Annotated in this window: 14 protein-coding genes; 5 read left to right on the top strand and 9 right to left on the bottom strand. The window is 31.0% G+C overall.

The window, feature by feature from the left end; translation table 11 throughout:
* Window positions 1-33: 33 nt before the first annotated feature.
* Both BUC09_RS11795 and BUC09_RS11790 read right to left on the bottom strand, forming a co-directional pair.
* A complete protein-coding gene (locus BUC09_RS11795; protein ID WP_073311824.1) occupies window positions 34-801 on the bottom strand; it encodes an ABC transporter ATP-binding protein in 768 nt (255 codons plus the stop codon).
* Window positions 802-803: 2 nt separating this feature from the next.
* The gene (locus BUC09_RS11790; RefSeq protein ID WP_073311794.1) at window positions 804-1,553 is read right to left on the bottom strand and encodes an MlaE family ABC transporter permease; all 750 of its coding nucleotides are present in this window, start codon (window positions 1,551-1,553) and stop codon (window positions 804-806) included.
* Between the two features lie 247 nt (window positions 1,554-1,800).
* Here BUC09_RS11790 and BUC09_RS11785 point away from each other — a divergent pair, with 247 nt between their 5' ends.
* Entirely contained in the window at window positions 1,801-3,009 is a 1,209-nt protein-coding gene (locus BUC09_RS11785; protein ID WP_159432950.1) for a response regulator, read from the top strand.
* On the opposite strand, the gene BUC09_RS11780 is transcribed toward BUC09_RS11785, so the two are convergent.
* Entirely contained in the window at window positions 3,006-3,854 is an 849-nt protein-coding gene (locus BUC09_RS11780; protein WP_073311792.1) for a glycosyltransferase family 2 protein, read from the bottom strand. The genes BUC09_RS11785 and BUC09_RS11780 overlap by 4 nt on opposite strands.
* A gap of 182 nt (window positions 3,855-4,036) precedes the next feature.
* Here BUC09_RS11780 and BUC09_RS11775 point away from each other — a divergent pair, with 182 nt between their 5' ends.
* From BUC09_RS11775 to BUC09_RS11760, 4 genes are read left to right on the top strand one after another with little or no spacing between them, the layout of a single operon-like run.
* Entirely contained in the window at window positions 4,037-5,149 is a 1,113-nt protein-coding gene (locus BUC09_RS11775) for a glycosyltransferase family protein (RefSeq protein ID WP_073311791.1), read from the top strand.
* Window positions 5,149-5,922: an FkbM family methyltransferase gene (locus BUC09_RS11770; RefSeq protein WP_073311790.1), complete on the top strand. Its 774-nt coding sequence runs from the start codon at window positions 5,149-5,151 to the stop codon at window positions 5,920-5,922. Before BUC09_RS11775 ends, BUC09_RS11770 begins: the two co-directional genes overlap by 1 nt.
* Window positions 5,923-5,924: 2 nt before the next feature.
* On the top strand, window positions 5,925-6,278 hold the full coding sequence (locus tag BUC09_RS11765) for a hypothetical protein (protein WP_073311789.1): 354 nt from the start codon (window positions 5,925-5,927) through the stop codon (window positions 6,276-6,278).
* 12 nt (window positions 6,279-6,290) lie between these two features.
* The gene (locus tag BUC09_RS11760; RefSeq protein ID WP_073311788.1) at window positions 6,291-7,754 is read left to right on the top strand and encodes a lipopolysaccharide biosynthesis protein; all 1,464 of its coding nucleotides are present in this window, start codon (window positions 6,291-6,293) and stop codon (window positions 7,752-7,754) included.
* Window positions 7,755-7,790: 36 nt separating this feature from the next.
* Here BUC09_RS11760 and BUC09_RS11755 read toward each other — a convergent pair whose 3' ends face one another.
* The 6 genes from BUC09_RS11755 to BUC09_RS11735 all read right to left on the bottom strand — a co-directional run bounded on the left by BUC09_RS11755 (window position 7,791) and on the right by BUC09_RS11735 (window position 12,789).
* Entirely contained in the window at window positions 7,791-9,050 is a 1,260-nt protein-coding gene (locus tag BUC09_RS11755) for an AbiH family protein (protein ID WP_073311787.1), read from the bottom strand.
* Between the two features lie 327 nt (window positions 9,051-9,377).
* Window positions 9,378-9,947: a hypothetical protein gene (locus BUC09_RS11750; RefSeq protein ID WP_143161922.1), complete on the bottom strand. Its 570-nt coding sequence runs from the start codon at window positions 9,945-9,947 to the stop codon at window positions 9,378-9,380.
* Between the two features lie 23 nt (window positions 9,948-9,970).
* A complete protein-coding gene (locus BUC09_RS14705; RefSeq protein ID WP_143161921.1) occupies window positions 9,971-10,222 on the bottom strand; it encodes a hypothetical protein in 252 nt (83 codons plus the stop codon).
* Between the two features lie 171 nt (window positions 10,223-10,393).
* The gene (locus tag BUC09_RS11745) at window positions 10,394-10,831 is read right to left on the bottom strand and encodes a hypothetical protein (protein ID WP_073311785.1); all 438 of its coding nucleotides are present in this window, start codon (window positions 10,829-10,831) and stop codon (window positions 10,394-10,396) included.
* Window positions 10,832-10,925: 94 nt separating this feature from the next.
* Window positions 10,926-11,714 (bottom strand): hypothetical protein, encoded by a 789-nt coding sequence (locus BUC09_RS11740; RefSeq protein ID WP_073311784.1) that lies wholly within the window; start codon window positions 11,712-11,714, stop codon window positions 10,926-10,928.
* A gap of 79 nt (window positions 11,715-11,793) precedes the next feature.
* Entirely contained in the window at window positions 11,794-12,789 is a 996-nt protein-coding gene (locus tag BUC09_RS11735; protein ID WP_073311783.1) for an XAC2610-related protein, read from the bottom strand.
* Window positions 12,790-12,799 lie beyond the last annotated feature (10 nt).

Below are 12,799 nucleotides of genomic sequence, written 5' to 3'. Positions count from 1 at the left end.
CTTTGGGGTGTTTATTTTTTAAATCTCGAATATTTACAAACCTTCCTTCAATACCGCTTCTCTAACTTTTTTAAATAAGTCAGATGAATATACAAAATCAGTTACTGCTTCGTTATCGGTTTTGAAAATTTGAGTTTTATCTCCTTCCCAAGCTTTTAAGCCATTTTTCAAGAAAACAATTTTATCTCCAATCTCCATAACCGAGTTCATGTCGTGGGTATTGATAACTGTTGTTATATTGTATTCTTTTGTGATTTCCTGAATGAGGTTGTCTATAACAATCGCAGTTTTAGGATCAAGCCCCGAGTTAGGTTCGTCACAAAATAAATATTTCGGATTGTTCACAATTGCACGAGCAATCGCTACACGCTTTTGCATACCTCCAGAAATTTCAGAAGGCTTTTTATGATGTGCATCAATTAAGTTTACTCTTTCTATAACAAAATCAACACGTTCTTTAATTTCGCTTTTTGTTTTGTTTGAAAACATTTTTAGAGGAAATCCTATATTTTCTTCTACTGTCATAGAATCAAACAATGCACTTCCTTGAAATACCATTCCGATTTCGGTTCTCAACTCTCTTTTTTCATCGTCTGTCATTTCAGAATATACTCGACCATCAAAAGAAATAGTTCCACTATCTACTTGGTGTATACCAAGTAACGATTTTAAAAAAACCGTTTTACCTGAACCCGATTGACCAATGATCAAGTTAGTTTTTCCAGCCTCTAAACTAGTTGAGATTCCTTTAAGTACCATTTGGTCACCAAAGGATTTTTTTATGTCTTTAACTTCAATCATAATTAACTGGTTAAAAGAAGTTGGGTTAAAATATAATTGCATAAGATGATAACCACCGAAGTCCAAACGAATGAAACGGTACTGGCTTTACCAACTTCTAAAGCTCCTCCTTTCATGTAGTATCCATGAAATGAAGGAATTGTAGCTAATAAAAACGCAAAAACAATTGTTTTTATAAAGGCATAAGTAACATGGAAAGGAATAAACTCTGTTTGAATACCATTTATAAATTCTTCAGAAGAAGCAAAACCACCATACACTGCTGCTAACCATCCTCCAAGTACGCCTAAAAACATACTTAATCCAATAACAAATGGGTAAAGCATTAAAGCAACTAGTTTAGGAAAAACCAAATAGTTTAAAGAGTTAACACCCATAACTTCTAATGCATCAATTTGTTCTGTAACACGCATCGTTCCTATACTCGATGTAATAAAAGAGCCCATTTTACCTGCCATAATGATGGAGATAAATGTTGGTGCAAACTCTAAAATTACGGATTGACGTGTCGCAAATCCAATTAAATATTTAGGAATTAAAGGATTCGTTAGGTTTAGCGCCGTTTGGATAGAAACTACTCCTCCTACGAAGAATGATATAAATGACACAATTCCAAGTGAGTCAATTACTAAATCATCTATTTCTTTAAATATTAGGTTTCGCATTACCGACCATTTGGTTGGTTTTTTGAAGATTTCTTGAAGCATTAAGAAATATCTTCCTATTTGCGATAAATAACGGATTAACATCATTGGCTTAAAAATATTAGCGAAAATACGAAAATGTTATGAGTTAGGACTGACTTTACTATAAAATTGAATGGTTTATATCTTTTAAAAAGCTTTTAAAATTTTAACAATTTCAAAAGTTGTTTTTTTTGGTTTTATTATATCTTTTTGATTTATAAGTAGTTAACTTTGTGTTGTTCAATGTTTTATAATTTCCAAATCTACACTTAGCCCATTTCTTGTTTTAATAAGTAATTAAAAAATGAATGATATGGAAATTAATAAACCCACTTATATTGATCTTAAAAATAGGGTAGCAGATCTAAATCAAAAAGTAAATGATTTGTCTAAGCTTTTAGATGAGTTGCGTGTTGAAAATAACAATGTCTCAACTTCAGAGAAATTAAACGATTATAAAACTTTAGATACAGATGTTTTACATTCTGTTTTGCTTAAAATTAAGACCCCTTTAGACACTTTAGTAGGATTAGCTAAGTTGTTAAGTACATCCAAATTGGATTTTGAAGAACGAAGCAATTTTGCCGAAATCATAAATAACTGTTCTGGCGAGTTACAAGGATTTTTCTCAGAGTTCATGAGTTTTAATTCAATAGAAAAAAATGAAATTAAAGTTGAAAAAGAACAAGTTTCACTCAACGAGTTGTTTGATGATTTAAAAATAAGATTTATAGACCAAGTATTCTTTAAAGGGTTAACATTGAAGTCTGTAAAAGGTTTGTCAGATGATGACGATACTGTACTTATAGATAGAAATATAATTACCCAAATTTTTACAAGCTTGTTAAGTAATTCTTTGAAATTTACCCACAAAGGCTTTATTGAAATGGGATATCAGATAGTAGATAGTCAAATTAAGTTTTATGTTAAAGATAGCGGAGTTGGACTAGCAACTGATTTAAAAGAAAAATTGCTTTCGTCAAAAAGTGAAGAAGAACTTGGCTTAGGATTATCGACTGTAAAACAATATGTCAGTTTATTAGAAGGAGTTTTACAGGTAGAATCAAAACCTGATGCTGGAACTCTATTCTATTTTAAAGTGCCATATATTCCTTCATTAGTAGATGTTGAGGTTAAAGAAGTTAAAAAGACAATAAAAGTTTTAATTGCAGATGATGAGGAAATTAGTTTTATGCTCCTTAAAAAATTAATGGAAAAAGGAAATGTAGAAATAATAAGAGCAAAAAATGGGGAAGAAGCTTATGAGATATACAAAAACAATCCAGATATAAGTCTTGTGTTGATGGATCTTAGAATGCCTCAAGTAGATGGTTATGTAGCAGCGCAACTTATTAAAAACGAATCACCAGATGTTCCTATCATTGCTCAGTCTGCGTATACGTTTAAAGGTGAAAAAGAAAATGTGAGTCAATCATTTGATGGTTATCTTTCAAAACCAGTAAACAAAAAAGAGTTTGAAGCAGTTGTTAATAAGTATCTAGGACTTTCTACTTTAAACTAAAATAATTTCTCTTTCATTTTCTTCCAGCGGTAAGCCCTTACAAACTTTGCTTGTTCTGGAGTGACCAACATGGTTTTATTTTCTGCTTTGGCTTTCCAAAACCCTTTAATGTAGTCAATGAATAATAAGGGTTTTCCTTTACGCATGGCTAATTTTAACGATGCTATAGCGGTGATAAAAAATCCATAACCAAGAGTATAAAAAGCTTCACCTTGTTTGTAGCGTGAGGCTTTATTGTAATTGGTTCCAGTAGGTTTTAAGTGTTTTACGTGTAAGGATGCATCGGTTATGACTTTCCAATCGTAAAATTTGCAAAGCAATTCATCAACGGTGTCCCAACCCATTGCAGGTTTTAATCCACCAATTTGCTTGAAACATTCTTTTCTGTATGCTTTAAAAGCTCCACGAATATGGTCTTTATCGGTAAGATTTTCTAAAATCCATTCGCTGTTTTTTTCGATGTAGGCAAAACCACCAACCATTCCAATTGTAGCATCACTTTGAAAATGTTTAGTGATGGTTTCAAAATAGTTTGATGGGAAAATCAAATCGGAATCTCCTTTTACCATAATGTCATAATCCTCATCAAGAGTATCAAGTCCAGCTTGAAATGCTTGGATTACCTTGCTTCCAGGTAAATGAATAGCATCCGATTTTTTGTCAACCAAAGAAATCCAAGGATGTTTTTCGATATACGACAAAATGATTTCTCTTGTAGAATCGGTAGAATTGTCATTCACAATAACCGCCTTTTTAGGTAACAAAGTTTGATTGATTAACGAATCTAATGTTAACCCAATAAATTTTTCTTCGTTGTGTGCAGGAATGACAATATAATAGTTCATGTTTAGTTTGTTTTTTCGTCAGCTCGAGTGTTCTGAATTTGTTCAGAATGTATCGAGAGCCAACATTTACGATTAAAAACTAGTTCTCGATATTTTTGTTGTACAAAAACTCGAACTGACGTTTTTAATTTCAAATTAATGTGCAAATATCTTTATTTTTGTGGGATTAGAAAACGATTCACTTGAAAAAGAAACAAATAGCCTTTATCGAAATGGAAACGCATTCAGCGTTGTTAGAACAATGGTATTTGTTAGTCAAAGAAATGGATCAAATTGGTTTTCATTTTTTTGTGAGCCAAAAAGTATTTGACAAATTAACCGCAATTCCTTTAGAATACATAACTGTTATTTCTTCGGTTTCTACAACTGATTTCTCCAATTATGAGGCAGTTGTCATCAATACATTGCATCGAAATTTTGACGATTACCAAAAGCTACTAGTTCAAAAACAGGTTTTATGTTTGGTACACAATTTAAATTTCAGTCTGTTTTTTAAAGGAATCACAGTTGGTAATATTTTAAAAGAAAAAGAGCAATTGACCTATTTTCTTAAGTTGTATTTTAAAGAAAAAGTAGCTTCCAAAAGAAAATTAATTTTAGGAGCTAAGCGTTTTGGAGTGATTTCGCAATCGGCTTTACAAACGATTACTTCGGAAGGAAGATATGCTCATAAAAGCCAATTGCTTCAAATGAATTATTGTCAAAATTTTGAGTTTCCATTTGATGAAACCATTCAAATTGTAATGCCAGGCAATGTTTCTAATAAACGAAAAGATGTCGATTTGTTGTTTGCAATTCTTCCAAAATTAAACCCAAAATCTAAAATTCATTTCACCTTTTTAGGAAAACCTGAAAACGAAACTGTTTTAACACAATTGGAACAATTAAAAGATAATTGCCATGCCAATATAGCAATTACACATTATCACCAATTTATTCCTTGGCAAGAATATTCAAAAGTGATTGCGCAAGCACATTTGTTGCTATGTCCAATCAAACAAAACACTTCATTTTATTGGGTTGATGAGGTATATGGTACAACCAAAGTGAGTGGTGCAGAAGCCGACTGTGTGTATAATGGTAAAATTGGAATTTTCCCGTCATCGTACCCCAAAATGGATTGGTACAATTGGCAATATCAATCAGAAGATGATTTGATTCAATTGTTAAATACTGTTTCTATAGAAATGTTGCAAAAGGAATACGAAAAACTAAAACCTTTTGCAGAAAAATATACCTTTGAAAAAGTAAAAAATGAGTTGGAAAAACAGCTACTCAAATTAACTGAAAACTAATGCTAAAAAGTTTAATCAAACTAGCCTACAAATATTGGCCTTCATTATACAAAAAGCGCTATTATAAAACGCTTAATTCCTTGTCGAAAGGATACTATAAATGCGAACCTGAATTGTTATTGATTCATCGGTTGTTAAAAGATGATTCGGTTTTTGTCGATATAGGGACCAACAAAGGCATTTATTTATACCAAGCAGAAAAAGTAATTAAAAAAGGAACGATTTATGGGTTTGAACCCAATACCAGTTTGGTCAACTATATTAAACCGCTTTTTCCAAAAGTGAAATTATTTCCGTTGGCGGTTTCTTCAACTACAGGAACATCGGTGTTGCACATTCCTAAAAAAGGAAATGGATTACAAGATACCCGTGCTTCTTTGGAAGCAATGGGAGATGAAGTAGAGAAAATAGAAATTGAAACCATCACGTTAGATGATTGGGCAAAACAAGAAAATGTTTCCAAAATTGATTTGGTTAAAATCGACGTAGAAGGACATGAGTTGGATACCATTAAAGGTTGTAAAGCAATTCTAGAAACCATTAAACCAACATTCATCATCGAAATTGAATTGCGTCACGCAAAATACCAAATCAATGAAATTTTTGATTTTATAAATGGTTTTGGATACGAGGTATTTTATTTTGATAGAAAATCGTTGAGTTTAAAATCCTTCGAAGTATCTCAAATGGCAGATTTTCAGAAAGATGAATTTTTGAATGATTTTAATCGGTATATCAATAATTTTATTTTTTTACCTAAGTCAGATAAATAATTATGATAGAGAAAGGTGGATTTACAATTGTTGAGCCAAATATTTACGACGAATTATTTCCAAATAATGATTTGATAGTTAAGTGTCTTGAATACATAAGGTTAAATGTAAAGAATGTTTTAAAAAATAAGGAAGCAAATACTTTGGCTTATTTAATTTCAGGTAATAATTTTTTAGGACAAAATTATCCTATGTTAGGATTAAAATCTGAACTGGATTTTTTTGAAATTGATGATTTAGTTGATAAATGGATGAAAGAAATAGGTGGCGTTGAAGGAATTTTAAAAAAAATAAATGATATTAATTCGATTACTTGGGATGAATTAAAGGAATTCAAGGTTTATCCTCAAATATAACTCATAACTAAAATGAGCGTAGTAGCACGACAAAGCATAAAATACAGTATCGTAGGGTATTTCAGTACGTTGGTAGGAATTGTGTCAACGGTTTTCTTGTATCCCGAAGATTTAGATTTCGCTGGAAAGCTTCAGTTTGTGTTTCAAACGGCGATGCTTATCTTGCCAGTGGTGGCGTTAGGAATTATGCATGCTAATGTGCGTTTTTTTCCAAGAATGTCGCAAAATGATACGCAACAAGATTTGTTTAAATTTTCGGTGGTTTTTATACTGGGGAATTTCCTTTTGGGATTGGTTCTACTATCTATTGCGGTCTTAATTTTTCCTAGAATTACCGCGACAGACTTTTGGGATTTCTCGCCTTTTATTTTATCGGTTGCCTTGTTGTTGTCGTTGATTCAGTTGGCTTCCAAATACATTTCGATAAAGAAGCGTATTGTAGTTCCTAATATTTTTGAAAATCTATTTCCTAAACTGGGAATGGTTGCGGCTTTTGTGTTTTTCTTTTATGAAAAAATGACCGAGACCAATGCAATATGGATATTCGTTGTTTTTTTTGTTGTAGCAATTATCGGGATGTTTTTCTATTTGAACCGATTGGAAAAAATTACGAAGAAAGTTGATTTCAAATTTTTAAAGCAAGATAACTTTGGAAAAGAACTCATGACCTATTCGCTTTATACTTTTTTAGGTAGTATGGGCTCTGTGATTGCATTAAATATCGATACGTACATGATAGGGGAAATGCTTACTTTTCAAGAAGTATCTATTTACAACACGTCGCTCAATTTAGTGCGTATGATAACGGTACCAGCATTGGGTGTCTATACAATCTCGGCGCCAATTATTGCGGGCTATATTGCCGAAAACAATATGGTGGATCTTAAAGCGCTGCATCATAAAACCTCTTTGTATTTATTTATTATAGGAGTAGTATTGTTTGGTTTGGTTGCTGTTGGGATTGAAGATTTATTTGCGTTAATGACAAATGGGGACAAACTAATGAGAGGAATTCCGGTACTCTATATTATGGGGTTCGCTTTGCTGTTTGATTTGGCTACTGGATTTAACGGTTATATTATTTCCAATTCAAAATACTTTAAGTTCAACAATACGACTACGGTAGCCTTGGCTTTTTTAACCATTACGACCAACTTGATTTTTCTTTTTTGGTTTAAAATGGGAATTGTAGGAGTTTCTATAGCGACTGCTACTTCATTGACGACTTACAATCTCATCAAAATATATTTTAATTACAAAAAGTTTGGAGTGCATCCGTTTAGTTGGAAGTTTGTACAAGTGATAGGAGTATTATTGGTGGTTCTAGCTGTCGGGTATTTCTTGCCTAACACCTCATATAAGTTTATCAACTTATGCTATAAACCCATGGTAGCCTTTGTAATTTTTGCTTCGGCAAATTATGGGTTTAAAATTATTCCGTTAAAAGACGTATTGCCCAAATCGCTTTTCAAATAGAAGAAGAAAAAAGGAGTAGTAAACGAATAAAGACTCTTATTTAATTTTTTGTTTTATTTGTAAAATAGGTTGCAACTTTTTTCTTTTTGGGAATCTAATTTCTTGAGGTAACTCTACACATATTGCTTTATCTACAACTTTAGAACGCATCATGCCTTTTTCTGTGAAAATTTTACACAAATTATGAGTAAGTTCGGTGTAATTGTCTCCTTTGTCGTTTTTATGGTAGAAAATTTTAATCGATCTACAATTGTGATTTTCAAATATGGTGTTCAGTAAAGTTCTATCAGACAAGCCACAAGAATGGCCAAAAATAAATACTTGAAACTTACCAGATTCAATCCAGTTAATTAGTTTCTTATAATTCGAATTGTGTAAGTATTGAAACGACTTTATATGATCAATGTAATAATCATCAGGAGTGTTTTCAATTTTAGAATAATCTTCATCCATTTCGTCCCCATAACCAATTTGTATAGGATTTTCTTCAGAATCTATTTCGCCATGAATTTTAATAATCGAAGCTGTTCCATAATGTGTCTCATTTCGCGAATTAATTTGCTTGACATAATTAGCAGCAGTTGGCGTGTAATTAAAATCTAAAAATAGACTATGAGGTCGTAGCCCAATTTTTGAGGTTAACTCCTTGTCGTCTTGAATCAATGCGTTGTGATCCTCTGGTGGAAACTCTAAAAACAATTCGCTATCCGGGTTAGCATTTAATTTTTGGTATTTTACATTAAAAAATTGCAGTATCTCTTCGTTTCCCAACGAAGCAGGAGAGAAGTCGTAAGTGTCTAAGACATTTCTTTTTAGATAATCCTGGAGCAATAACTTAATGTCTTCAAACTCTTGATTTAAGGTTTGTATTTCTTTAGTGTAACAGTTTTTTTCTTCGAGGGCTAGACTCTTTAGTATTTCGTAATACTTTTTTTCAATTTTAGACCAGTTGTTGAGAGACGCCTGACAAAGCATTCTAAATAAATCGTTTTCAAACTTAAAAACAATAGTATTGTTTTTGTCTTTAACGGTTAATTGTTCTGCATCAATAGACAATTGGTGGTCAACGCAATAGTTTTTTAAAAGCTGTTCAAAGTCTGCAAAGCTTTTAATTACATGCTTGTTGTGATTAAAAAGAGTATTATAATCACGATGAATGGTTACAAATTTTTTTGTATACTCTTTTTCTTGGTTTTCTTGAAGGTGTTCCCAAAAATCATTTACAAAATCATGATACGAGGTAGGAAGACCATGCGCTAAATCAAAACCATTTCCAACTATAATTAATTTGTTCATCTTATAAATAAATTAATGAGTGAAAACTTCTTAAATCTTGTTTTGATGCTGTAGCCTCTTCTTCAAAAAAAGTATAAGTTGCAATCGATACCTTAAACTTAATCATAAAAAAAATCTTACGCAATCACTAGATTTAGTGATTTTGTAATATTTAACATTTGTTCAAAGCCTAAGTCGTTTTATAGAGTAGTAAATACCTATATGATTTATCTTGTAATTCTTCCGTGAGCAAACTCATCAAATAAAAGCTGTTCCTATTATCAAACTGAAGTCATTTGAATATTTGGATAATATTCTAGCGAAGCGGACAAACTGAATAGATCAGTGCTATCGGGTTTCGACATAAAAAGGATGAGTTTTGTAATATTTAGTAAATTCGTGTTCAATAGTTAAGATGAGTTCTACTAATTTGAGCTTTGAATTACTTGAAAAATCTAATAGATAACCATCAAACTTATTGTGATAAGATATGTTGTTGAAAGATATGTCAATTTCCATTTTATCATAACCATCAGGTCTGTCTGTATGATCTTTTTTCTTTTCAAAATTGTTTAATTTCTCAGCTTTTAACTTTTGCATATTGCTTTTTAAAAGTTTGAAAATTTTAGAATTAGATATCTCAAAAGCTTTTGATGTATTGCCGTTTTTATATTCACTAACGATTACTTTATCTAATTCATTTGTGATTAAAAAAAGTTTGTAAGGATATACCCAGTCACTTTTTAGACTATCATTCAATGTTATGTGTGAAATTGTTCGAGATAGAAATACATAATTTACTTTTTCTAAAGTCTTTTGATTTATTATTTCTTTCTTTAATTCATCTAAGGGTTTTTGCTGCGCTAATCCACTCAACGTAATCAAAAGCGCTATACTTGTATTAAATATAAATTTCATTAGAAATTAAGATTTTTAATTATTTATCTCCTTATACGATTACCCACAAACTCATCAAATAAAATTTGTTCCTCTTGCTGTGCTGGAGTCATTTGATCGATTTTTAGATCAGACTTCCCTTGCGGAGATTTAAACCGCCATTTCCAAGTAGGTTTGTGTTTGATAAAATACACATCATCCCCAAATTCATCATGTTCAAAAACTCCACAAAATAATCTGATGGTTATGCAAAGCAGTAAGCCTATGACTAGTGTTAGTTTGTGTTTTTTGTTCACTTGAAAGTTGTTTTTGATATTATTTCATTTTGAGATCATAATACGTCTTTAATGATATAGAGGTTTTAAGTCTATTAATCCGCAATAAGTACAATGCTTTTTGTTCTAGTAAAATTATAGTCTCAACCTTGCTGATCTTATCAGTAGTTGAGGGGAGTGTTTTTTTCTGCTTTAGCAGTCGTGGGCTTTGTATTGTTCTATTTCTAGTTGTCTTTCGAGGGTTTCTATTTTTGATTTTGGCACTTTGACTTTGGTTAAATCTACTTTGAGTTGTTTTTTTCCGTCTGGGGAGATCCATAAACCGAATAGTTTGCCTTTGTCGCGTTTGAGTAGAAATAGTCCGGTATTGTAATGTTCTACTAAGGTGTATTGCTGTTTTTCTTCCGAGAAAGTGGTTTCTAAGAGTATCCAGTCGTTATTTTTGTTTGTCGCATATTTATAGATGGCATGTACGTAAGTTGACGGACAGCCATCTTCCGCCATTTTAAAATAGAAAAAGATTTTGGTTTTATTGTCCAACGTTCCTTCGTAGTATTCTTGAAAGAGAATGGTTTGAGAATACGTTAGGCTAGTGATGGAAAAGGTAAGGAATAAGAAAAGGTTTTTCATTGATTATTATTGATTATAGTTTGTTTTTTGGGGGATTTATACCTTTTTGAAAAATACATTTAAACAACTAAATTGTTATAACTCGTATATGTTGCTAATCTGCAATAAGTACAATGCTTCTTTGCACATTACTTCCTTTTTGTTCTAATAAAATTGTAGTCTCTCCACCATCGAATGACATTGTTATGTCGATTTTATTTTTTGTGACTTTGTAATCTATATCGATTAAACCATCTGTATTGACATCAATTCTTTCTGATTTTATGGGTAATTCTTTTTGAAGTTTTTCGGCTCTATCCACTAGCTTGTTTTTAATCAGAGAAGAATACACTTCTTTTAACGTGGTGTTTTTTAAGGAGCAAACTTCTTTAGAACCCATTTCAATTCCTTCTGTAACACAATCATTGTTATTCTCAATAGTTTCTTTTGTTTTACTTGGATTTACATTGCAAGTCTTAAAGAGTTTTTCATCAATTAATTTTTTGTCAAATTTTAATTCGACAGGATCATCTGGATCTATAGTAATATTGTATAATTTTGATTCACTTGGAATGAATTCTAACCATGCAATTGTACTTTCAACTAGCTGTGGAGTCTTTGAGTCGTCCGAAAGATTATTTTCAAAATAAACCTGAATGATAATCTTATTCCCATCGTTTTTCTCTATTCTGGTGAAAAAATCTTTATATCCTTTAGTTACATCAGTTGAAACTACTAAGTCATAGATAAGTTGGTCGCAATCGACTATTTTTTCTTTTTTATTATTATCGCTTGCTATTTCTGTTGAATCTTTTGCCTGTGAACCAGAAGTTAAATTGTTGTTGGTTTCATTTTTGCAGGAGAAAAATGCTATAAAAAGTATGATTATAATGTAGTTTTTCATTTGGTAATAGTTTTCAATTGTAGTGAAAGTTTAAAATATTGCTACCGACTTAGGATGAGCAAACTTAATTACATTATCATCAAATATCTTCAAGTTTAGTATAAATTACTTTCCATTTTTCTTTTGGTAGAATTTTGACTATAAAAGTGTTTATTTGACAACAACCTGAAGGATGACCAAATTCTAAGGTTTTTTCTTTTTGGTTCATTTCTAATGGAAAAAATCGTATTTCATTTGTAAAACTTTCGTCTAATTCAAATTGCTTTTTTGAATTTTGTTTGAAGTAAGCAAATTGAGGTCCGCCATTGCTTCCTTCATAATTTATTATTGCAAAATCTTCTAAACCATCAAAATTATAATCAAGAACTATTAAGTCATGGTACCTTTCTATTCCTTCGGATGCTTTTATTAAGCTTTGGTTGGGATTAAAATAAGAATGGCTTGAAGTGTTTAAATTAAGATTTTTGTTATATAGGTTTTCAGGGGTGAAATCTATTTTTTGAATCTTATTTGTTTCTTTATCTCTTAAATTTATTTTTATTAAATACTTTGTATCTTCTTCCGTTTCGACTTCAGTAACAGTATATTTAAATTCAAATTTTTTGAATAGTGAATTACTTATTAAACCTTTTGGAAATAATTCAATTCCGATTTCAGTAAATTTTTCTTTCCAAATAAAACTATCATCATTCAAAAGGTTTATTTGATTATTAATCAAATGAATGCTTTTTAGATATCCTTTTTCATCACTTTCAAAAATATATGTTTTAAAAGATTCATTTTCTGCATTATCATTAATATATTGTGTAACTGTATATTTAATTTCTATTGAATTCTCCTTTCTTTTTCTAGACATTTCATCATATACTATAGCGCAACCAGTGCCACAACTAAAAACAAAAGACTCTTTTTCATCTTTAGAGCTTTCTTCTTTTAACTTAACACTATTATTTGATTGGTGTTTGCTTAATGTTTCTGTTTTTGGTACAACAATTTTAGATTTAACATTGGTTTTCTCTTTTTTGCAGTTGGATACAAGTAATCCAATGATAATTGATAAAAATATTTTTTTCATTTATTGTTGT

This window comes from Flavobacterium terrae, from assembly GCF_900142035.1.
GTDB lineage: Bacteria > Bacteroidota > Bacteroidia > Flavobacteriales > Flavobacteriaceae > Flavobacterium > Flavobacterium terrae.
Note: the sequence above shows the minus strand (reverse complement) of the source record. Positions and strands in the feature narration are given on the sequence as shown.